The following is a 20,745-nucleotide window of genomic DNA, read 5'->3' as shown; positions in this document are numbered from 1 at the left end:
CTCTTTTATATGCTAGCGCCTGTGGGGAGTTAGAGTAAGCCGCCCACAAACTCGCTTCTATCAAAATTGACTAGAAGTCGCAAAGATTTCTCCATGCGACCTAGTCTGTTTATTGTTAACTTTAGTATAAGTTACTTAACTTCTTCAACAGTTACCAAGTGAGAGATAGCGTTCACCATTCCAAGAATAGCTGGGTTATCTTCCTTAACAACTGAAGAGTTCAATTTACCAAGTCCAAGTGCAACAACTGTTTTACGTTGCTCTGGTTTGCGACCGATTGGAGACTTAGTCAAAGTAATTTTAATTTGAGCCATGAGTATCTCCTTTCTTATGCTAAATCAGAAACTGAGATGCCACGAAGTGCAGCCACTTCTTCAGCACGTTTCAATTGTTTCAAACCTTCAACAGTTGCACGAACGATGTTGATTGGTGTGTTTGAACCGAGTGACTTAGATGTCACATCAGCGATACCAGCCAATTCGATTACGGCACGAGTTGCACCACCGGCAGCAACCCCAGAACCTTCTGAAGCTGGTTTCAACATAACACGAGCTCCACCGAATTCTGAACGAACTTCGTGAGGAATAGTTGTACCAACCATTGGTACCTCGATCATGTTTTTCTTAGCAGATTCAACTGCTTTGCGGATAGCTTCTGGTACTTCTTGAGCTTTACCAGTACCGAAACCTACGCGACCGTTACGGTCACCAACAACCACAAGAGCTGCGAAGCGAAGACGACGTCCACCCTTAACAACTTTTGTAACACGGTTGATGGCTACTACGCGTTCTTCAATTTCAACTGCGTTATCTTTGAATGCCATTTCTTAGTGTCCTCCCTATTAGAATTTCAATCCGTTTTCACGAGCTGATTCAGCCAAAGCTTTCACACGTCCGTGATAGAGATATCCACCGCGGTCAAAGACCACTTCAGAAATACCTTTAGCTACCGCGCGTTCAGCAACGAGTTTACCTACAACAACAGCTTGTTCTGTCTTAGTACCTTTTGAAACTTCTTTATCAAGAGTAGAAGCGCTTGCGAGCGTTACACCCGCTACGTCATCAATCACTTGAGCGTAGATGCCTGTATTAGAACGGAAAATGTTCAAACGTGGGCGAGCAGCAGTTCCAGAGATTTTACCGCGAACGCGACGGTGGCGTTTTTGGCGGATTTTGTTTTTATCTGGTTTTGAAATCACAATATTCACCTCTTAATGTATGATTCTGTTTCTTACGAAACAATTTGAGAAATAGTCAGCCAGGTGGCTAAGCCACCTCAGCAAGCTATTATTTACCTGTTTTACCTTCTTTACGGCGAACGAATTCACCAACGTAGCGGATACCTTTACCTTTGTATGGCTCAGGAGCACGAAGGCTACGGATATAAGCTGCTGTTTGACCAACAACTTCTTTGTTGATACCAGACACGACGATTTGTGTTGGTGTTGGAACTTCAAATGTGATACCTTCTGGTGCAACCACTTCATCTGGATGTGATTTACCAACAGCAAGTGTCAATTTGTTACCAGCCAATTGAGCACGATAACCGACACCACGCATTTCAAGTTCTTTTTTGAAGCCTTCAGAAACACCAACAACCATGTTGTTGAGGTTAGCACGGCTAGTACCGTGAATAGTCTTCATTTCTTTTGAATCGTTTGGACGGTGAAGAGTAACTTCTGTACCTTCCACACGGATTTCAATAGCAGTTGGGAATTCACGAGTCAATTCCCCTTTAGGTCCTTTTACAGTTACCACACCGTTGTTTTGAGCAAGCTCAACACCAGCAGGCAATGTAATTACTTTATTACCAATACGTGACATATTTTTAATTCTCCTGTTAAATTATCAAGCCGTAAAACGACTAGTTTTCACGGGGGCTCATTGATGAAACATGGACTTCAGCCCGTGTTCGAATGAGCAGGTTTCATAATCGCATTTGAGAAGCAATCATGCTTTTAGGTTTCAATTTCTAAATGTGACAAGGCAGAGCGCGACACAGGCTATACTCGAGTATGCCAAGACGCTCTAACACAGGCACATGATGAAATTGGAAGCTAAAAGATTACCAAACGTAGGCGATAACCTCACCACCAACGTTCTTTTGACGAGCTTGTTTGTCAGTCAAAAGACCTTCTGATGTTGAGATGATTGCGATACCAAGTCCGTTAAGAACTTTTGGAATATCTTCACGTTTTGAGTAAACACGAAGACCTGGTTTTGAAACGCGTTTCAAGTTAGTGATAACTTTTTCACCGTTTGGTCCGTATTTCAAGAATACGCGGATGATGCCTTGTTTGTCATCTTCGATGAATTCAACGTTTTTTACAAAACCTTCATTTTTAAGGATTGTAGCAATACCTTTTTTGATATTTGATGCAGGTACTTCAAGCACTTCGTGTTTTGCTTGGTTAGCGTTACGAATACGTGTCAAAAAATCTGCAATTGGGTCAGTCATAACCATTTGTTGTTTCTCCTCTTACTAGCAGTTTGATTGAATCACTTGCTAGTTAATGATGTCCTTGCGGACAAGTAGTAAGTGTATATATAGAATAAGTTGCTAGTCCTAAGCAAATCTAGGAAGCACTTCGCAGGCAATACTGAGGTATGGCCAGAAGTGCTGACAACGAATTGCAAGGGAATAGCAAGTTATTCCTACCAAGAAGCTTTTGTTACGCCAGGAATTTGTCCAAGGTAAGCCAAGTCGCGGAAGCATACACGGCACAATTTGAATTTGCGGTAAACTGAGTGTGGACGTCCACATTTTTCACAGCGTGTGTAAGCTTGTGTAGAGAACTTAGCTGGGCGTTTGTTCTTAGCGATCATTGATTTTTTAGCCATTTATTCTCTCCCTCTTATTTTGCAAACGGCATACCAAGGCCAGTAAGCAATGCACGTGATTCTTCGTCAGTGTTAGCAGTTGTAACGATAACGATATCCATACCGCGAGTTTTATCAACATCATCGAAGTTGATTTCTGGGAAGATCAATTGCTCTTTCACACCAAGTGTGTAGTTACCACGTCCGTCGAATGACTTAGTTGGTACACCGTGGAAGTCACGTACACGTGGAAGTGAAACTGTAACCAATTTGTCCAAGAACTCATACATACGTTCGCCACGAAGAGTTACTTTCGCACCGATTGCAACACCCTCACGAAGACGGAAGCCGGCGATTGATTTCTTAGCTTTAGTGATAAGTGGTTTTTGACCTGAGATCAAAGCCAATTCTTGAGCAGCTTTCTCAAGGTTTTTAGCGTTAGAAACAGCGTCACCAACACCCATGTTCAAAACGATCTTATCAACTTTTGGCACAGCCATAACTGAAGAATAGTTGAATTGTTCAGTCAAAGCAGGAACTACTTCATTAAGATATTTTTCTTTTAAACGATTTGCCATTATACTTCTCCTTTCCTTCGTGATTAATCAAGCACTTCGCCTGATTTTTTGTTGTAGCGAACTTTTTTGCCGTCTACAAACTTGTAACCAACGCGTCCTGCAACACCATTTTTGTCAAGAACTTGAACGTTTGACACATGGATTGGAGCTTCTTTTTCAACGATAGCGCCTTGAGGGTTTTCGCTGTTTGGTTTTTGGTGTTTCTTAACGATGTTAACACCTTCAACAATAACTTTGTTTACTTTTGGAAGTGCTGTTACGACAACTGCTTCAACGCCTTTGTCTTTACCAGCGATTACGCGAACTTTATCGCCTTTTTTTACAAACATTTGATTTCTCCTATGATTTCTTACGCCCTAATGGGCACCCTGGTTAGTGATTTAACCAGGGGACTTAGTTTGTTAGATTCTAAATTAAAGTACTTCTGGTGCCAATGAAACGATTTTCATGAAACCGCCATCACGCAATTCACGTGCCACTGGGCCAAAGATACGAGTTCCGCGAGGGTTTTTGTCTTCACGGATGATAACTGCTGCATTCTCATCGAATTTGATGTATGAACCATCTGCACGACGAGCACCTGTCTTAGTACGAACGATAACGGCTTTGACAACGTCACCTTTTTTAACCGCACCACCAGGAGTAGCTTGTTTTACTGAAGCAACGATGATGTCGCCGATGTTCGCGAATTTACGTCCTGAACCACCAAGAACTTTGATTGTCAAGATTTCACGTGCGCCACTGTTGTCAGCAACTTTCAAACGAGTTTCTGTTTGAATCATGTCAATTTTCTCCTTTCAGGTTGATTAAATGATAACTGCCTCTTCCACAACTTCTACAAGACGGAAACGTTTTGTAGCTGAAAGCGGGCGAGTTTCCATGATACGAACGATATCGCCTTCTTTAGCAACATTGTTTTCATCATGAGCTTTGTACTTTTTAGAGTAGTTAATACGTTTACCATAGACTGGGTGGTTACGTTTTGTTTCAACTACAACTGTGATTGTTTTGTCCATTTTGTCAGATACTACGCGTCCAACAAGAACTTTACGATTATTGCGTTCCATTGAAATTCTCCTTTCCCAATCTATTATTTAGTTTCAGATTGCACAGTTTTGATACGTGCAATTTGTTTCTTCACTTCGTTCAAACGAGCAGTTTGCTCAAGTTGACCAGCAGCAGCTTGGAAACGAAGTTCGAAGAGTTCTTTCTTCAATTCGTTTTCTTTCTTAGCAAGTTCTTCTTGAGAAAGGCCACGAAGTTCTTTTACAAAATCTTTAATTTCTTGAAGTTTCATGTCTTCTCCTTATTCTGCTTCACGTTTTACGAATTTAACTTTAACTGGCAATTTGTGACCTGCAAGGCGGAATGCTTCGCGTGCAATTTCTTCAGAAACGCCAGCTACTTCAAACATAACCTTACCGCGTTTAACTGGAGCTACCCAACCTTCAGGAGCACCTTTACCAGAACCCATACGTACACCGATAGCTTTAGCAGTGTATGATTTGTGTGGGAAGATCTTGATCCAAACTTTACCACCACGTTTCATGTAACGCGTCATAGCGATACGGGCAGCTTCGATTTGGCGGTTTGTAATCCATGAGCTAGTAGTTGCTTGAAGACCGTATTGACCAAAGTCTACTTGTTTTCCACCTTTAGCTTCACCGCGCATTTTTCCACGGAATTCACGACGGTGTTTTACACGTTTAGGTACTAACATTTGTTATTTACCTCCTTTAGTGTTTTTACGAGCTGGAAGAACTTCACCACGGTAGATCCATACTTTAACACCAAGTTTACCGTAAGTTGTCAAAGCTTCTTCCCAAGCGTAGTCGATATCCGCACGAAGTGTATGAAGAGGAACAGTTCCTTCTGAGTAGCCTTCTGCACGGGCAATATCAGCACCGTTCAAACGACCAGAAACTTGTGTTTTGATACCTTTTGCACCAGCGCGCATTGCACGTTGGATAGCTTGTTTTTGAGCACGGCGGAATGCCACACGTTGCTCCAATTGACGAGCGATTGACTCACCAACAAGGTGTGCATCCAAATCAGGTTGTTTGATTTCGATGATGTTGATGTGTACTTGCTTACCAGTCAATTTGTTCAATTGAGCACGAAGTGCATCAACGTTGCTACCAGCTTTACCGATAACCATACCTGGCTTAGCAGTGTGGATAGAAACGATTACTTTATTAACAGCACGTTCGATTTCGATTGTTGATGTTGACGCATCAGCCAATTCTTTTTTGATAAAGTTGCGGATTGCAAGATCTTCATGAAGGTAATCCGCGTATTCTTTTTCAGCATACCATTTAGCATCCCAATCACGGATGATGCCAACACGCATACCAATTGGATGTACTTTTTGACCCACGTTTTTACCTCCTTATTTCTCTGCCACAACTACAGTGATGTGAGCTGTGCGTTTGTTGATTGGTGAAGCAGAACCTTTCGCACGTGGACGGAAACGTTTCAATGTTGGTCCTTCGTTTGCGAATGCTTCGCTGACTACCAAGTTAGCTTTTTCCAAACCAAAGTTATTTTCAGCGTTAGCGATTGCTGAGTTCAAAACTCCCTCGATAATGCCTGCAGCTTTGTTTGGTGTGAATTTCAAGATTGCGATTGCGTCTGCTACGCTTTTGCCACGGATGTTATCCAAGACAAGACGTGATTTACGAGGTGAAACACGTACTGTGCGAGCAGTTGCTTTAGCTGAAGTAATTTCTGCCATTGTGTTTTCCTCCTAAATTATTTACGACGAGTTTTCTTGTCGTCAGCAGCATGACCTTTGTAAGTACGAGTTGGCGCAAATTCACCAAGTTTGTGACCTACCATGTCTTCTTGAATGTATACAGGTACGTGTTTACGTCCATCGTAAACTGCGATTGTATAACCGATGAAACTTGGGAAGATCGTTGAACGACGTGACCAAGTTTTAATAACTTTTTTCTTTTCGTCGTTTGCTTGAGCTTCAACTTTTTTCATCAAATGCTCATCGACGAAAGGTCCTTTTTTAAGACTACGTCCCATTTTAGTGTTTTCTCCTTTAAAATATGTACCACAGCGGCTTGCCCGCATAGCGGGCTACCGAGTTGGCGGAATTAAGCTAACAACCTATTATTTTTGGTTGCGACGACGAACGATAAGTTTGTCAGATTTAGCTTTCTTGTTACGAGTTTTCAAACCAAGAGCTGGTTTACCCCATGGTGTAGATGGTGCTTTACGACCAACTGGCGCTTTACCTTCACCACCACCGTGTGGGTGATCGTTAGGGTTCATTACAGAACCGCGAACTGTTGGACGGATACCTTTCCAACGGCTACGACCTGCTTTACCAAGGTTAACAAGGCCATGTTGTTCGTTACCCACAGTACCAACAGTAGCACGGCAAGTACCAAGGATCATACGAACTTCACCTGATTGAAGGCGAACAAGAACGTATTTACCTTCTTGACCAAGAACCTGTGCAGATGCACCAGCAGCACGAACCAACTCACCACCGCGACCTGGTTTCAACTCGATGTTGTGAACAACAGTACCGACTGGGATGTTTGCAAGTGGAAGTGCGTTACCAACTTTGATATCTGCTTCTGGACCTGAAACGATGCGTTGACCAACTTCAAGACCTTTAGGAGCAATGATGTAAGCTTTAACACCGTCTGTGTAGTGTACAAGAGCGATGTTTGCTGAACGGTTTGGATCGTACTCGATAGTTTTAACGATTGCTTCAACGCCATCTTTGTTACGTTTGAAGTCTACCAAACGGTAGAAACGTTTGTGACCGCCACCTTGGTGACGAACAGTGATGCGACCGTTGTTGTTACGACCAGCTTTGCTCTTCAAAGCAACAAGCAAGCTTTTTTCTGGAGTGCTTGTTGTGATTTCAGCGAAGTCCAAAGAAGTCATGTTACGACGGCCATTTGTCGTTGGTTTATAAACTTTAATACCCACGTTAATTCCTCCTTTGATTATTCAGCGTCAGCTGTAGCGAACAATTCGATCGCTTTTGAATCAGCAGCCAATGTGATGATTGCTTTTTTCACTTTGTTTGTGCGACCTACATAACGACCTACGCGTTTTGTTTTAGGTTTCACGTTGATTGTGTTAACATTTGCAACTTTAACACCCTCGAATGCAGCTTCAACAGCTTGCTTGATCAAGAGTTTGTGCGCACGAGTGTCAACTTCAAATACATACTTGCCTGCTTCGAGTTGGCCCATTGAGCTTTCTGTGATGACAGGTTTTTTGATAACATCATACAAATTCATTATGCAAGAACCTCCTCAATTTTAGAGATAGCTGCTTGAGTTACAAGAAGTTTGTCTGCATTTGCGATGTCAAGTACGCTTGCAGTTGTTGCAGTTGCAACTTTAACTCCTGGGATGTTACGAGCAGAAAGAGCTGCGAATTCGTTGCCTTCTTCAAGAATAACAAGGACTTTAGAATCAATGCTCAATGCTGCAAGTACTTTTGCAAATTCAGCAGTTTTTGGAGCTGTGAATTCAAGTGAGTTAACAGCTACAAATTTGTTTTCAGCAACTTTTTCTGAGTAAACAGATTTAAGTGCCAAGCGACGAACTTTTTGTGGAAGTTTGTACGCGTATGAACGTGGAGTTGGTCCGAAGACTACGCCACCACCACGCCATTGTGGTGAACGGATAGAACCTTGACGAGCACGTCCAGTTCCTTTTTGACGCCATGGTTTGCGTCCGCCACCTGAGACTGCTGAACGGTTTTTAACTGCGTGAGTACCTTGACGAAGGCTAGCACGTTGGCTGATGATCACATCAAATACAACTGCTTGGTTTGGCTCGATACCAAAGATCGCATCGTTAAGAACTACTTCACCAGCTTGTTTACCAGTTTGGTCAAATAATGTTACGTTTGCCATTTCGACTGATTTCCCCTTTCCTTATTATTTACCAGCTTTAACTGCTGACTTGATAGTGATAAGAGATTTCTTAGCACCTGGTACGTTACCTTTGATAAGGATAACGTTCTTTTCTGGAACAACTTGTACAACTTCAAGGTTTTGAATTGTTACACGGTTGCCGCCCATGCGACCTGCAAGGTTTTTACCTTTGAATACACGGCTAGGTGCAATAGGACCCATAGAACCTGGACGACGGTGGTAACGAGAACCGTGAGCCATAGGACCACGTGATTGACCATGGCGTTTGATAACACCTTGGAAACCTTTACCTTTAGATGTACCAGTTACATCAACAACATCACCAGCTGCGAAAGTTTCAACTGTAATTTCTTGTCCAACTTCCAAGCCTTCAATGTTTTTGAATTCACGAATGAAGCGCTTAGGAGCTGTGTTAGCTTTAGCTACATGGCCTTTGGCAGGTTTGTTGCTCAATACTTCACGTTTGTCATCAAAACCAACTTGAACTGCTGCATAACCGTCAGTTTCAACTGTTTTCACTTGAAGAACAACGTTTGGAGTTGCTTCGATGACAGTAACAGGGATAAATTCACCAGATTCAGTGAAGATTTGAGTCATTCCCACTTTTTTCCCTAAGATTCCTTTTGTCATGAGAAAAATATTCCTTTTCTTATTTTGTATTTAAAAAGTTTTTAACGAGCGTTTTTCATGCTCAAAATCAATTAAAGTTTGATTTCTACGTTTACACCACTTGGAAGATCCAATTTCATCAAAGCATCAACTGTTTTTTGAGTTGGGTTGATGATGTCGATCAAACGTTTGTGTGTACGCATTTCGAACTGCTCACGAGAATCTTTGTACTTGTGAGTCGCACGGATGATTGTGTATAGGCTACGTTCTGTTGGAAGTGGAACTGGACCTGCTACTTGAGCACCTGTACGTGTTGCAGTTTCAACGATTTTTGCAGCTGCTGTATCAAGTGTACGGTGTTCGTACGCTTTCAAGCGGATGCGGATTTTTTTGTTTGCCATCTTTTTCTCCTTTTCGTCTATTTAAGATAATAGGCTAGCTCCACAAGAAAACCAACACGTGTTGCGTGGCAATGCAACCGAGCGTGTCGCAACCTCTTGCATCAAAGCTACAGCCGTAATTTTTACGGCACTAGAACATTCTATCAAATTATATTGTGCATTGCAAGAGTTTTTACTTAAAAATTTAAAAATCAAATGTAGCGTTACAATAGATGTGAAACTTCTAGAAGTCAAAAAGAAGATTCCCTGATATGATAAGAGTACCACCTACTCATCAAAAAGGAAATCTTCTCATGACTAGTATACCACAAAATCTTCGCTATTTGCCACACACTCTGGAAACACGCTACCACGCTGTTAAAACCTATCGAAATGGAGCTTCTGTCACCTTCATCTGTCGACGCTACAAGGTCTCAAAAGCCTCTCTCATGCGGTGGAACAAGCGATTCGACGGCACCAAAGAATCGCTGAAAGACCGGTCGCATCGACCTCTAACACCTCATCCAAAAGCTCATACCGAACAGGAGCTTACCTGGATTAAAAATTGCATCCGAAGAAATCCACAGGCAACCCTCATCGAAATATTCTACAAGCTCAAAACCAACAAGGGATATGATAGGCACCCTTTGACGATTGATAAGGAGAGGTAGCCGGGCTATGAATGTGCATAAATACTTGATTCTTAATTTCCCACTGATATTCCGGATATCTTTGTCGCAAATTTGCTTCTAATTCTTTTGTTGCTTGATGCGATATTTTCTCATCGTAAAAGATTAAATCAACATCCGTATTTTTATCAAAACGATAGTGATTCCAGATAAAATTACGAATTGTTCCTGCACAAATCCACGAGTCCGCTAAGTCTAAATCCTTTACAATCCCCAAAATCCTAATGATATCAGGGTCTTTTAACAAATATCTTTCTAACTCATCTTTCATACAATCTTCTACCTTCAAGTTGTTCATTGATTTTAGTGTTATTTTTTTCTAGCTTCCTTAAAAAAATCGTTAGAAATTTCATTCTAACGACAGGGAGCAGATTAAAACAATCACCAGACCTTTATTCGATTTTTAATTTATGGACTCATGATTCGATGTCCACAGGACCTTGATTAGCTCCTTGGTTTTCAAGCAAAAGATAAAAAGGTCCCCCGGACCTTTTTATTCCTCCATAAAGCTGTTGAAGACTTCTTCAATCATGTCCCATTCTGCTGTTGCATCTTCCGGGATTGGTTGCAAATCGCCCTCTGTGCCGTTCTCGTTTTCGATATACGAGTAAGCTTGGATTTCCACCTCACCGTTCTCATCTTCCTCTGCACTTGCAGGAATTAAGAGAACGTAGTTTTTACCAAATTCTTCTTGACCGTCAATTGTCAATAAAATTTCAAACAAGGTTTCATTACCTTGGTCGTCTACTAAAGTAATCAATTCACGCTCGTCGTGGTTGTGGTCATGTTCATGGTCGTGATGATGTGCCATTCGTATCTCCTTTAAAATGTTCTATCTAAATAATTTTGCAAAATCAGCTGGGCTGCCAATTTGTCAATAACTTTTTTACGTTTTCCGCGACTGATATCCGCCTGCTCAATCAACATACGTTCAGCCGCTACAGTGGTCAAGCGCTCATCCTGGTAATCAACAGGCAGTCCGTACTGTTCCACCAATAAATCACCGTAGGCTTGACTGGCCTCAACACGCGGACCGCTAGTATTGTTCATGTTCTTGGGTAGGCCAACAACAAACTTGTCCACCTTATACTGGGAAACAAGTTCGCTTAGCCTTTCAAAACCGAACTCACCTTTTTCTTCATTTATAGGAATAATTTCTAAACCCTGGGCCGTAAAACCCAAGGGATCCGAAATGGCTACACCGACGGTTTTTGAACCGACATCTAATCCCATAATTCTCATTAGAGGTCAATCCCATTCCCTTTCAAGTAGTAGCGTACCAATTCTTCAATGATTTCGTCGCGCTCGTGTTTACGAATCTGATTACGGGCATCATTGTAGCGAGGAATATAAGCAGGGTCCCCACTCAAGACATAGCCGATAATCTGATTGATTGGATTGTAGCCTTTCTCGTCAAGCGACCGATAAACACTGGTCAGCGTTTTGCTGATTTCTTGCTTATCTGTATCGTCCAGACGAAAACGGACAGTTTCTTCTGTGAATCCCATACTTACACCTTCTTTCCTTATCTTATAGTCTATTATACCACATATAGCCCCTGAACTCAATGATATAGCATAAAAGAACCCTAGAGCTAGAGTTCTTTCATCTACTTTATAGGGCTGCTCTCATCCGAGCTTGAGCATTTTCTACATTACGCACTGAGCGTGGCAGGAAGGCACGAATGTCATCTTCCTTATAGCCTACCTGAAGACGTTTCTCGTCAATCAGAATCGGGCTTTTCAAAATCCGAGGATTTGAGGTAATTAAATCAATAACCTCATTAACGCTTAAATCCTCAATATCGAAGTCCAAGCTCTTAGCATAACGGTTTTTTGAAGAAACAATACTTGCAATACCATTTTCTGTCTTGGTCAAAATATTCATAATTTCTTCCTTAGTAATGGCTTCTTTTGCAAGGTTATGCTCGTTGTATGAAAGTTGGTGAGCATTTAACCAATTTTTTGCTTTTTTACAAGAGGTACAACTAGATACAGTATAAATTTTAATCATGTAGTCACTCCTTTGCTACATCTTCGTAAACACATTATAAACCATTATACCACAAAATCCCTCAGTCTGCAGACCTATTTTGCAAAAAAACTTTAAATTTAAGGGGGAAAATTCGGTTTTTATGAGAAAAAGCCTAGCTAGACTAGACTTTTTCGGAATTATTCTTCTAATTCGATGCCGCCATCGAGGTCAAGTACTACTTCTTCCAATTCTACATTGGTTTCTGTTTCAGTAGCAGGAACTTCTTCAGTAGCTTCCGCCTTTGTATCAGCCGTTTCAGCTGGTGCGTTATCATCTTCAATCAAACCGTAGTGAATACGGATTTTGCGGTCGATCTCTGCAAAAATTTCTGGATTTTCAGCCAAGAACTTCTTAGCATTTTCCGAACCTTGACCGATTTTCTCATCGTTGTAAGAATACCAAGCACCTGCTTTTTTGATGATACCCAAGTCGCTACCGATTTGAATCAACTCGCCCGTCTGCGAAATCCCTTCTCCGTACATGATTTCCACGACAACTTCTTTAAATGGCGGAGCGACCTTGTTTTTCACGACCTTGACCTTGGTTTCCTTACCAACGTTCTGGTCTTTCTGATCACCCGTACCCTTGATTTGGGTATTGCCACGAACATCCAAACGAACAGAGGCATAGAACTTCAAGGCACGACCACCCGGCGTGGTTTCTGGGTTACCAAACATGACACCCACTTTTTCACGGAGTTGGTTGATGAAAATAGCAATGGTCTTGGTTTTGTTGATTGATGCACCCAATTTGCGCATGGCCTGAGACATCATACGCGCCTGCAGACCAACGTGGCTATCACCGATGTCACCGTCAATCTCCGCACGCGGTACAAGAGCCGCAACTGAGTCGACAACGACCAAATCAACAGCACCAGAGTCAATCAATTTGCCAGCGATTTCCAAACCCTGCTCACCAGAATCCGGCTGCGACAAGAGCAATTCATCAATGTTAACACCTAGAGCCGCTGCATAAGCAGGATCCAAAGCATGCTCGGCATCGATAAAGGCTGCAATACCGCCTTCTTTTTGACATTGGGCAACCGCATGAAGGGCAACCGTCGTCTTACCAGATGATTCTGGACCGTAAATCTCGACGATACGACCCTTCGGATAGCCACCAGCGCCCAGAGCGATGTCAATCGACAAGCTACCAGAGCTCATGACCTGAACCTTTTGCTCGGCACGCTCACCCAGGCGCATCACTGCCCCCTTACCAAAGTCTTTTTCGATAGACTTGAGAGCGTCATCTAAAGCTTTTTTGCGCTCATCTCCATATTTTTTAGTAATTTCTTCTAATTTTTTCGATGGTTTCTTAGCCAATTTCTTTCTCCTCTTTTTCTAATCAAACCATTATAGCAAAGTTCTGCTATTTCACAAAGTATTTCGTACAAAGTCTAAGGCCTGCAGGCAAGCTAACTGACGCAGATAGAGCCATGAATACCCCCCTAAATCCACTTCTTTTTGGACAATCCCAGAGGTGCTGACCAAGACCAGACTGACCTTGGCAAGGACGTTGTCAACAGTCGATTGGGGTTTGACAGCCACCGAAACAGCCAGAGTCAAATCTGTCGCCAATTCCTTCCGCAACTGACTGGCTTCTGTCACCAAGCTGTCCGAGCTGATTGGACCCTGACCTCTGACCTGACCCCCGCTAAAATACATCTGGTCTGTCATGGTTGCGCTCAATTCCGCTTGCAACTGACCTCCCGTTCCCTGCTCCAAAATGGACAAGGTTTGCTGCTTGTCAACCAACAAATCCGCAACCGTTTTAGCCAGACTATTGTCCTCACCATAGGCATATAGGTATTTTGCTAAATTATCTCGCTCCAGAATCGTCTTTTCTAGCTGGGCTAGTTTGGCATCTGCCTCTACCTGACTGGTCGCCTTGGTAGACAGGCGCAGGGTGACTTCCCCTGTTTTAGCATAAGGGGCTAGAGTCGGGTCCGTCTGTTGGTCAATCAAGTCTGCCAAGATAGTAACCAACTGACTCTCGCCGATACCAAAGAACCTCAAGACCCGCGAATAGAGTTGTTGCTCGGATTGGGTCAACAGCGGCAGCAAACTCTGGGCAAACATGGCTTTGAGTTCGCTAGGCGGTCCTGGCAAGACAATATAGGTAACGCCGTCTTGTTCAATCATACTCCCTACAGCCAGCCCTGTGGGATTGTGCAAGGGAATAGAACCAGCCACCAATTGAGCCTGACGCTCATTATTGGGTGTGCGAATACGACCGGGACGACTGGCAAAAAAGCGGTTCAGCTTGTCCACGGCCCTCTTGTCAAAGACCAAGTCGCGTCCTAAAAACTGAGCCAGGGTCTGCTTGGTCAAATCGTCCTCCGTCGGTCCCAAACCGCCACAGAGAATGACCATATCACTTCGCTTGCTGGCAATCTCCAACACCGACAAAAGACGCTTTTCATTATCGCCTACTGCTGTATGAAAATAGACGTCAATACCCAATTCAGCACATTTTTCAGATAGAAATTGCGCGTTGGTATTGACAATCTGACCGGTCAAAATTTCAGTGCCTACGGCGATGAGTTCTGCTTTCATAATCCTCCTTCTACTTTTGATAGCATGCAGTTACCTGCCTATCTATTAGTTCGTAATTGGGTGGTGGTTTTAGATATTTTTCCAGTCACACGTATTTTCATGGTCGTTAATGAGCCCGGCTGCTTGTAGGAAAGAATAGACGCAGACAGGACCGACAAATTTAAAACCTCGTTTTTTCAAGTCCTTGGAAATAGCCTCGGAAAGGGAGGTTTTAGCAGGAACTTGACGGTAGTCACCAACCGAATTGACCTGTGGGCGACCTGCTAGCCAAGACCAGATATAATGGTCAAAACTGCCGCATTCTTCCTGTAACTTGAGAAAGGCTTGGGCATTGGCACGGGTCGCGTAGAGCTTAGCCTTGTGCCGAATAATAGCTGGATTGTCGAGCAGGGCATCCAGCTGCTGGTCAGTCATGCTAGCAACCGCTTGATAGTCATAATCATGAAAGACAGCCTTGAAAGCCTGTCGCTTGTTGAGCACAATTTCCCAAGACAGACCTGCTTGATAGGTCTCCAAACAGAGCAATTCAAAGAGAGCCTGCTCCTCATGCAAAGGGCGCCCCCATTCTTGATCGTGATAGGCTATATAGAAGGGATTGTTGAGATTGACCCAAGAACAACGGTTCATATTTTTCCTTTCTAGCATTAAAGAATGGCAGTCTGATAAGTATTATAGAGCGATCCTATCAAATCTAGACAAGCTTTATAAGCTTGAACGAGCTCTTCATTTTGAGACAGAAGCACATAAGCCTCTTGCTCCAATATCTGCCTCAGAGGTTCTACCTTACCCTCATAAGCCATATAATCAACTGTTTTTAGATAGGCTTGATAATTTTCCAGGATTGATACATACGAACCACTCCTATCGCGTAGCTCCGCCTTTCTCACTTGTTCACGATAGTGTCTTTGTAAAAAATAAGCAAAATGTCCGCCAGAATGTTCATCTTTCTGCTTAATTTGCAGACCCGTGTATGTATCCCAATAACCGACATAATTCGATATTAGAGAAGCACTCAGACGACCAGAATAGGTATAGCCGAGATGATGGAGTGTCCCAAGGCGAACATGGTCCTGTTGATCCGCCATCAAGTCCTTATAGATGGACGATATTTTTTCCGTGTCTTTCAAAGATGCTCGAGCTTCAAAAAAGTGGTAATTAGGGTCTATGCGTCCTATGATGACAACCTCTTCATGAGGCATATAGTGATAATCAATAGAAAATTCTTTTCCTGACAAAGGATAGTTTGGTCTATGGCTAGTCCCAGCATGTATCAAATTTAATCTCATCACTATCCTCACTTCATCAACATCTTGAGGGCGGACTTGATGTAATTCTCAGCGGTATCGGTCGTGCCGTCGAAGAATTTCTTGATTTTCTTGAGTTCAGCCGGTCGGTAGCCGAGTGCCTCCATTGCCTCCATTGCTTCTTCCAAGGCATGATTTTCACTGGTCGGAGCCGACGTTTCGACGGGACCTGTTTCTTCGCTCATAACAAACCTGCCTTCCAAGTCCAGCACCATTTGCTGGGCTGTTTTTTTACCGATTTTCGGAAACTTGGTCAGGTAGGTAATATTTTTCTGCTCAATGGCCCGAACCAGCCCGTCATTATCATCCACGGCAATGATGGCTAGAGCTGTTGTCGGACCGATACCAGACACAGAAATCAGGCTGAGAAAGACAGACTTTTCAGCTTCTGTCATAAATCCGTAAAGCAAGTGGGCATCTTCTCGAATGACTTGATGCGTGTACACCGTCACTTCTTGGTTGACATGGCCAGAAAAAGCGTAAGGATTGGCCACATGAAGAATGTAGCCAATACCCGTCACTTCAATGACGATGTATTTAGCAGTGATTTTCGTAAGTTTTCCTTTGATATAGTCGTACATGATTTTCTAATACTTTCCTAATTCTCGTAAAGAGGTGTGATTTTCTTGAATGCGACGGAACATTTTTTCCATGTCCGACTTGCTGAAGTTGACTAAAACTGGGCGACCGTGCGGACAGTTATAAGGATTTTTCGTGTGGGACAGCTGGCGAATGAGGTCACGCGCCGAATAGTCATCCAAGGCATGGTTAGCCTTAATCGACCGCTTGCAGGACATCATAATAGCCAACTCAGCCCGATACTGCTTGATGGAAACTTGGTCGGTCAAGAGCAACATGTCACACATCTCATAGACCCCAGACTCAATTTCCTCTTCCTGCATCCATATCGGATGTTCCCGCAGGATGAATTGGTTGCTACCGTACTCTTCTAGATTGATGCCGACCTGGCGCAGGCTGTCCAACTTACTGGACAGGGTCAGGGCATCATTTTGCGGAAATTCAAAAATGTAAGGCACTAAAAGTTGCTGGGCAGAATTGTCCACCTCGCCAATTTTCTCCCGGTAATATTCGTACTTGACCCGCTCCTGAGCAGCGTGCTGGTCGATGATATAGAGACCGCCCTTTCCTTGAGCGAAGAGATAGGTTCCGTGCATCTGACCAAAATATTCCAATTCTGGGAAGGTTGACGTCTGTTCTTGGTCCAGCTGATTGGCCAACTTGGCTAATTCTTTCTGACTGAGGGCAGGATGCTCGGCATCCTGCTCGTCTGCTGACAAACGCTGGGCAAATTTGATAGCTGCAGCCTGAGGCTCAGGCTGACTCGACTGCTCTGCCATTTCCAATGGCGCAATCTCCTCCGCCACAACCTCTGGCTTGAGGAAGAAATCTTTCTTGACCGTGTCGTAGTAGAGATTGGTCTCACGCAACGGTAACGTCGTCTGCTCAGCTTTGACCTTGGTCCGCGTGCTGGATTTCGCCAGATTTTCCAAAGCATCTGGAATCAAATCTTGCTCCTTGAGGGCTTGAGCAATGGCTTCACGAATGAGCTGCATCAGCTCCTTTTCCTTGGAAATACGGACTTCCTGCTTGGTCGGATGGACATTGACATCAGCAAGATAAGGGTCAATCTCAATGGCAAGCACCGCCAGTGGAAAACGTCCGACCATGAGCTTACTGCCATATCCTTCCAAAATCGCTCGGTTAAGCAGGAAATTCTTGATGTAGCGGCCGTTGATGAAAATGCTGATGTAGTTGCGGTTGGCCCGGGTCAATTCGGGTAAGGAAACATAGCCCGACACCTGAAAATCCAAGTCCTCGGCAACAATTTCAACCATTTTCTTAGCCGATGCAATGCCGTAGACACCAGAAATGGCCTGACGGAGATTGCCTGTTCCAGCAGTGGCAAGCAATTCCCGACCTTCATTTATCAGAGTAAAGCTGATTTCTGGATGGGCTAGGCTGAGACGGTTGACAACGTCGATAATGTGAGATAATTCGGCCTGCTGGCTGCGGACATATTTGAGCCGAGCAGGGGTATTGTAAAATAAATCCGAAACCGTCATCTGAGTCCCGACTGGACGGCTGATAGGTTCTTCTTTTTCAACTACCCCGCCCTTAGCCTCCAGCAAGATGCCGTGAGGATGATCCGCAGTGGCCGTTTCAATCACCATCTGGCTGACAGAGGCGATAGAGGGCAGGGCCTCACCACGAAAACCCAAGGTCCGAATACGAAAAAGGTCCGCTTGATTTTTTATCTTGCTAGTCGCATGACGGCGAAGGGCCAAGCGCACCTCATCATGCGCAATGCCCTCGCCGTTGTCCGTAATTTGAATGGTCTTGAGCCCCGCTTCTTCAATCACAATCTGAATCTGAGTCGCGCCTGCATCGATGGAATTTTCCAAAAGCTCCTTAACGACACTGGCCGGACGCTCAATGACCTCTCCGGCTGCAATCTGATTGGCTAGAATATCTGGCAATTCAATAATATGATTTGTTTTAGTTCTCTCATTTGTCATATCTTTTATTATAGCACAAAGACAATATCCTATCGATTTCTTCTATATCAGCTAAAAAGAACGGGCAATTTATAAAAAGAGAACGATATTCCCTAACCTTAGACGAATGTTTTACATCTAAGAGATTATTTGGCTTGTTTCATCTCCTTAAAAAGTGAGTAACATCCCCATCCGCTAAACAGGGCAAAGGCAACTGGCAAGAGAATTTGAGACCAATCAAAGCCTGTGATGAGATTATAAAGAATATAGCCACAATTAAACAATAAGAAAAAACCAAAAAATACAAGTTGAATTGTCTTCATGAAAACTCCTTGTTTATTCCAATATCCATTGTAGCAAATTTTGCTTATTTATCCAAAGAACGATTGATTCGTTCAATTTGTTGGCGCATCTGATGGATATTAAACCAATAAATCAAGGCATAAATCAAGATAAAGAGCAGCCAGAAAAAGAGCAGTCCTGCAAGATTGACTGGGAACCATCCCGCTAAAATCGATAGCGGTGTAAAACCGATTGCCGTTACCAGAAAATGCATCACCGTCATCCGAACCAAGCTCCAATCTTGCTCAAAAATCTTGTCCGCAGCTTGGAAGAGCACACCAATTGCCCCCCAAATAACAACCGAAATCAGCATAATCAGCGGCTGCGAAAACCGCTCCAGATAAATGGCTCCCATGGTCGAATGAGGATTAATTGGCAAATAGTAACCTTCGCCAAAGAAGCTTGCCATAACAATTGAAATTAAACTACCAATGGTGACACCCAAAGATGCCGATAAGAGATATTTTTTCATAATCCTAACCTTTCTTTAATAACTTTCAAATAACGGCGAGATGAATATGTTCCCGCCCCATTTTTCATGACTAACTTGACCAAGCCATTAGGTGTCTGTTTTAAGTGACCCAATTGCTTCAAGTTGATGATTTCTGACTGAGAGACCTGTAGAAAATCCAATGACAATGCCTCCTTGACCTGATAAAGCCGCAAATCTGACTGGTAAACTGCATCCCTCGTCTCAATCTGCAATATTTTATTTTCCAAATAGAGTCGGTAAATCTCCGACAACTCCAACAAGTGAACCTCCTCACCTTTTTTGACCGTCAGACGCTCCGCCTGCCTACCAAAGGTCTCAATCATTTCCACCAAACTACTAATCTGTGATGTTAATTTTCTCGCTTCAACCGTAACCAAATCTTCTAGGATTTCGGGCGAAATAGCAACCTTCACTTTCATATGCTCTCCCTTCTTTTTTCAAAGCCAGCTAACTTCTAAGACTATTAAAACCCATTAACAGACGAATTTCAATAGCCTGTCGCCATTCGGTCAAATTCCACGTCTAAACGGCAAAAAAGCCAGAACCACTGTTCTGACTAACATCATTTTAACGTCTAGTCTCCTTGCGCATAATGCGATTGAGAAAGAGTGCAATCACTCCCCACAGACCTGCCGAGAGGATAATGACCCAAAACCAAGACTGGCTGATTTTCATGAAAATACTAGGAAGTTCCACGTTCATACCGAAAAATCCTGTGACAATGGCTGGGATGGCCAAAAGGATAGATAATTTGGTCATGGTTTTCATGGTATCGTTCAAATTGTTGTTAAGGACATTATTGTAGGTGCCTTCCAACTTCTCGATGACTTGGGCTGATAGATTGGTCATTTCCATCAGCTGACGGGCCTCGATGTGGGCATCTTCCAATTGTTCCAGTTCATCTTCCGACAAGCTTTTGTAAAAGGTCTGCCCCTGCAATTGTTCCAATAACAAAGCATTTTGCTTGCTGGCAGAGGCCAGATAAACTAGACCAGTTCCCAAATCTGACAATTCCAAAAGAGATTTTTTAGTCGTCTCATCGCGCAAGACCCTGTTTAATTCCGAACTTTTGCGGTTCAATTTCTCCAGAACTGGGAAATAGGCTTTTGAAATCAGAAACAGGGCAGTGAAAACAAATTCTAGCATGGTCGCATCCTGTCGCCTATGCAATATTCGTTCAAAACTGGCCTGCAAATAATTGGTATCCTCACCAAAAATCGTCAGTAACTGATTGCCAGATACAAAGAAAGACACCGGAGCTGTCTGGTAGGTCAAATCTGACTTAGAATTTGAACGCAGGGCATTGTAAATCACCAACAGTTCCTGACTATGTTTGTCATACTCCAAACGCGCAAATTCGTTTTTATCCAATACGTAGGACAGGATTTCCGAATCCAAATGGAGATTTTCCTTCAAAAAATCAATATCTGTTGTCTCGCCCGCATCTGCCACCAACCATGTAAAATGAGTTGTCGTGATTTTTTTCATTCCTTACCTCAATTATTTCTTCC

General features: G+C 43.1%; 35 protein-coding genes and 1 pseudogene. 1 reads left to right on the top strand and 35 read right to left on the bottom strand.

Going from position 1 to position 20,745, the window contains the following annotated elements:
• Positions 1–131: 131 nt before the first annotated feature.
• The 20 genes from rpmD to rpsJ all read right to left on the bottom strand — a co-directional run bounded on the left by rpmD (position 132) and on the right by rpsJ (position 9,322).
• Positions 132–314, bottom strand: coding sequence for a 50S ribosomal protein L30 (gene rpmD / locus ACHBIE_RS08515; protein WP_002936638.1), 183 nt, complete (start codon positions 312–314; stop codon positions 132–134).
• 14 nt (positions 315–328) lie between these two features.
• Entirely contained in the window at positions 329–823 is a 495-nt protein-coding gene (gene rpsE, locus ACHBIE_RS08510) for a 30S ribosomal protein S5 (protein ID WP_105111775.1), read from the bottom strand.
• Positions 824–841: 18 nt separating this feature from the next.
• Positions 842–1,198, bottom strand: coding sequence for a 50S ribosomal protein L18 (rplR, locus tag ACHBIE_RS08505; protein WP_002936641.1), 357 nt, complete (start codon positions 1,196–1,198; stop codon positions 842–844).
• 88 nt (positions 1,199–1,286) lie between these two features.
• The gene (gene rplF, locus ACHBIE_RS08500; protein ID WP_002936644.1) at positions 1,287–1,823 is read right to left on the bottom strand and encodes a 50S ribosomal protein L6; all 537 of its coding nucleotides are present in this window, start codon (positions 1,821–1,823) and stop codon (positions 1,287–1,289) included.
• A gap of 241 nt (positions 1,824–2,064) precedes the next feature.
• Positions 2,065–2,463 carry a 30S ribosomal protein S8 gene (gene rpsH, locus ACHBIE_RS08495; RefSeq protein WP_002936647.1) on the bottom strand — a complete coding sequence of 133 codons (399 nt, stop codon included), beginning with the start codon at positions 2,461–2,463 and terminating at the stop codon, positions 2,065–2,067.
• A 191-nt stretch (positions 2,464–2,654) separates the two neighbouring features.
• On the bottom strand, positions 2,655–2,840 hold the full coding sequence (locus ACHBIE_RS08490; protein WP_002936651.1) for a type Z 30S ribosomal protein S14: 186 nt from the start codon (positions 2,838–2,840) through the stop codon (positions 2,655–2,657).
• Between the two features lie 14 nt (positions 2,841–2,854).
• A complete protein-coding gene (rplE, locus tag ACHBIE_RS08485) occupies positions 2,855–3,397 on the bottom strand; it encodes a 50S ribosomal protein L5 (RefSeq protein ID WP_002936653.1) in 543 nt (180 codons plus the stop codon).
• 23 nt (positions 3,398–3,420) lie between these two features.
• On the bottom strand, positions 3,421–3,726 hold the full coding sequence (rplX, locus tag ACHBIE_RS08480; RefSeq protein ID WP_002936656.1) for a 50S ribosomal protein L24: 306 nt from the start codon (positions 3,724–3,726) through the stop codon (positions 3,421–3,423).
• A gap of 84 nt (positions 3,727–3,810) precedes the next feature.
• Positions 3,811–4,179: a 50S ribosomal protein L14 gene (gene rplN, locus ACHBIE_RS08475; protein WP_002936658.1), complete on the bottom strand. Its 369-nt coding sequence runs from the start codon at positions 4,177–4,179 to the stop codon at positions 3,811–3,813.
• 24 nt (positions 4,180–4,203) lie between these two features.
• Entirely contained in the window at positions 4,204–4,464 is a 261-nt protein-coding gene (gene rpsQ, locus ACHBIE_RS08470; RefSeq protein WP_000440801.1) for a 30S ribosomal protein S17, read from the bottom strand.
• 23 nt (positions 4,465–4,487) lie between these two features.
• Entirely contained in the window at positions 4,488–4,694 is a 207-nt protein-coding gene (rpmC, locus tag ACHBIE_RS08465) for a 50S ribosomal protein L29 (protein WP_002936659.1), read from the bottom strand.
• Positions 4,695–4,703: 9 nt separating this feature from the next.
• Positions 4,704–5,117 carry a 50S ribosomal protein L16 gene (rplP, locus tag ACHBIE_RS08460; RefSeq protein WP_002936660.1) on the bottom strand — a complete coding sequence of 138 codons (414 nt, stop codon included), beginning with the start codon at positions 5,115–5,117 and terminating at the stop codon, positions 4,704–4,706.
• A gap of 3 nt (positions 5,118–5,120) precedes the next feature.
• Positions 5,121–5,774: a 30S ribosomal protein S3 gene (gene rpsC, locus ACHBIE_RS08455; RefSeq protein ID WP_002936661.1), complete on the bottom strand. Its 654-nt coding sequence runs from the start codon at positions 5,772–5,774 to the stop codon at positions 5,121–5,123.
• Positions 5,775–5,786: 12 nt separating this feature from the next.
• Positions 5,787–6,131 carry a 50S ribosomal protein L22 gene (gene rplV / locus ACHBIE_RS08450; protein ID WP_002936662.1) on the bottom strand — a complete coding sequence of 115 codons (345 nt, stop codon included), beginning with the start codon at positions 6,129–6,131 and terminating at the stop codon, positions 5,787–5,789.
• A 17-nt stretch (positions 6,132–6,148) separates the two neighbouring features.
• Positions 6,149–6,430, bottom strand: a complete 282-nt coding sequence (gene rpsS, locus ACHBIE_RS08445) for a 30S ribosomal protein S19 (RefSeq protein WP_000533766.1) — start codon at positions 6,428–6,430, stop codon at positions 6,149–6,151.
• Positions 6,431–6,517: 87 nt separating this feature from the next.
• On the bottom strand, positions 6,518–7,351 hold the full coding sequence (gene rplB, locus ACHBIE_RS08440) for a 50S ribosomal protein L2 (protein WP_002936663.1): 834 nt from the start codon (positions 7,349–7,351) through the stop codon (positions 6,518–6,520).
• Positions 7,352–7,368: 17 nt separating this feature from the next.
• Entirely contained in the window at positions 7,369–7,668 is a 300-nt protein-coding gene (locus tag ACHBIE_RS08435; protein ID WP_004195491.1) for a 50S ribosomal protein L23, read from the bottom strand.
• Positions 7,668–8,291: a 50S ribosomal protein L4 gene (gene rplD / locus ACHBIE_RS08430; protein ID WP_004195490.1), complete on the bottom strand. Its 624-nt coding sequence runs from the start codon at positions 8,289–8,291 to the stop codon at positions 7,668–7,670. Before rplD ends, ACHBIE_RS08435 begins: the two co-directional genes overlap by 1 nt.
• Before the next feature lie 24 nt (positions 8,292–8,315).
• The gene (gene rplC, locus ACHBIE_RS08425) at positions 8,316–8,942 is read right to left on the bottom strand and encodes a 50S ribosomal protein L3 (protein WP_004195488.1); all 627 of its coding nucleotides are present in this window, start codon (positions 8,940–8,942) and stop codon (positions 8,316–8,318) included.
• A 71-nt stretch (positions 8,943–9,013) separates the two neighbouring features.
• Complete coding sequence (rpsJ, locus tag ACHBIE_RS08420) at positions 9,014–9,322, bottom strand: 30S ribosomal protein S10 (protein WP_002939332.1); 309 nt, start codon at positions 9,320–9,322, stop codon at positions 9,014–9,016.
• A 293-nt stretch (positions 9,323–9,615) separates the two neighbouring features.
• Here rpsJ and ACHBIE_RS08415 point away from each other — a divergent pair.
• Positions 9,616–9,957, top strand: a pseudogene (locus ACHBIE_RS08415) (transposase); the annotation flags it as partial.
• Here ACHBIE_RS08415 and ACHBIE_RS08410 read toward each other — a convergent pair.
• The 15 genes from ACHBIE_RS08410 to ACHBIE_RS08340 all read right to left on the bottom strand — a co-directional run bounded on the left by ACHBIE_RS08410 (position 9,917) and on the right by ACHBIE_RS08340 (position 20,722).
• On the bottom strand, positions 9,917–10,261 hold the full coding sequence (locus tag ACHBIE_RS08410) for a nucleotidyltransferase family protein (protein ID WP_238140699.1): 345 nt from the start codon (positions 10,259–10,261) through the stop codon (positions 9,917–9,919). The pseudogene ACHBIE_RS08415 and the gene ACHBIE_RS08410 overlap by 41 nt on opposite strands.
• Before the next feature lie 222 nt (positions 10,262–10,483).
• The gene (locus tag ACHBIE_RS08405) at positions 10,484–10,801 is read right to left on the bottom strand and encodes a DUF1292 domain-containing protein (protein WP_004195480.1); all 318 of its coding nucleotides are present in this window, start codon (positions 10,799–10,801) and stop codon (positions 10,484–10,486) included.
• A gap of 11 nt (positions 10,802–10,812) precedes the next feature.
• A complete protein-coding gene (gene ruvX, locus ACHBIE_RS08400) occupies positions 10,813–11,232 on the bottom strand; it encodes a Holliday junction resolvase RuvX (protein ID WP_105138617.1) in 420 nt (139 codons plus the stop codon).
• Positions 11,232–11,498 carry an IreB family regulatory phosphoprotein gene (locus ACHBIE_RS08395; RefSeq protein ID WP_105111771.1) on the bottom strand — a complete coding sequence of 89 codons (267 nt, stop codon included), beginning with the start codon at positions 11,496–11,498 and terminating at the stop codon, positions 11,232–11,234. The genes ruvX and ACHBIE_RS08395 overlap by 1 nt, the downstream gene beginning before the upstream one ends.
• Before the next feature lie 106 nt (positions 11,499–11,604).
• Entirely contained in the window at positions 11,605–12,003 is a 399-nt protein-coding gene (gene spx / locus ACHBIE_RS08390) for a transcriptional regulator Spx (RefSeq protein WP_105111770.1), read from the bottom strand.
• 158 nt (positions 12,004–12,161) lie between these two features.
• The gene (gene recA / locus ACHBIE_RS08385; RefSeq protein ID WP_105110232.1) at positions 12,162–13,346 is read right to left on the bottom strand and encodes a recombinase RecA; all 1,185 of its coding nucleotides are present in this window, start codon (positions 13,344–13,346) and stop codon (positions 12,162–12,164) included.
• A gap of 51 nt (positions 13,347–13,397) precedes the next feature.
• Positions 13,398–14,579 (bottom strand): competence/damage-inducible protein A, encoded by a 1,182-nt coding sequence (locus ACHBIE_RS08380; RefSeq protein WP_105122397.1) that lies wholly within the window; start codon positions 14,577–14,579, stop codon positions 13,398–13,400.
• Between the two features lie 69 nt (positions 14,580–14,648).
• Complete coding sequence (locus ACHBIE_RS08375; RefSeq protein WP_105122398.1) at positions 14,649–15,206, bottom strand: DNA-3-methyladenine glycosylase I; 558 nt, start codon at positions 15,204–15,206, stop codon at positions 14,649–14,651.
• Between the two features lie 17 nt (positions 15,207–15,223).
• Positions 15,224–15,865 carry a hypothetical protein gene (locus tag ACHBIE_RS08370; RefSeq protein ID WP_125266299.1) on the bottom strand — a complete coding sequence of 214 codons (642 nt, stop codon included), beginning with the start codon at positions 15,863–15,865 and terminating at the stop codon, positions 15,224–15,226.
• Positions 15,866–15,873: 8 nt separating this feature from the next.
• The gene (gene ruvA, locus ACHBIE_RS08365) at positions 15,874–16,464 is read right to left on the bottom strand and encodes a Holliday junction branch migration protein RuvA (protein WP_105122400.1); all 591 of its coding nucleotides are present in this window, start codon (positions 16,462–16,464) and stop codon (positions 15,874–15,876) included.
• Positions 16,465–16,470: 6 nt separating this feature from the next.
• Positions 16,471–18,420 (bottom strand): DNA mismatch repair endonuclease MutL, encoded by a 1,950-nt coding sequence (mutL, locus tag ACHBIE_RS08360; protein WP_105122401.1) that lies wholly within the window; start codon positions 18,418–18,420, stop codon positions 16,471–16,473.
• 125 nt (positions 18,421–18,545) lie between these two features.
• Positions 18,546–18,722: a hypothetical protein gene (locus ACHBIE_RS08355; protein ID WP_161942998.1), complete on the bottom strand. Its 177-nt coding sequence runs from the start codon at positions 18,720–18,722 to the stop codon at positions 18,546–18,548.
• 44 nt (positions 18,723–18,766) lie between these two features.
• Positions 18,767–19,213 (bottom strand): DUF3021 domain-containing protein, encoded by a 447-nt coding sequence (locus ACHBIE_RS08350; protein ID WP_170243159.1) that lies wholly within the window; start codon positions 19,211–19,213, stop codon positions 18,767–18,769.
• Positions 19,210–19,653, bottom strand: a complete 444-nt coding sequence (locus ACHBIE_RS08345) for a LytTR family transcriptional regulator DNA-binding domain-containing protein (protein WP_172096631.1) — start codon at positions 19,651–19,653, stop codon at positions 19,210–19,212. Before ACHBIE_RS08345 ends, ACHBIE_RS08350 begins: the two co-directional genes overlap by 4 nt.
• A 148-nt stretch (positions 19,654–19,801) precedes the next feature.
• Positions 19,802–20,722 (bottom strand): magnesium transporter CorA family protein, encoded by a 921-nt coding sequence (locus ACHBIE_RS08340; protein ID WP_394733142.1) that lies wholly within the window; start codon positions 20,720–20,722, stop codon positions 19,802–19,804.
• Between the last annotated feature and the right edge of the window lie 23 nt (positions 20,723–20,745).

The organism is Streptococcus sp. A23 (assembly GCF_043674155.1).
GTDB classification, from domain to species: Bacteria; Bacillota; Bacilli; order Lactobacillales; family Streptococcaceae; genus Streptococcus; species Streptococcus suis_V.
This window is presented reverse-complemented; position numbering and strand designations above follow the sequence as displayed.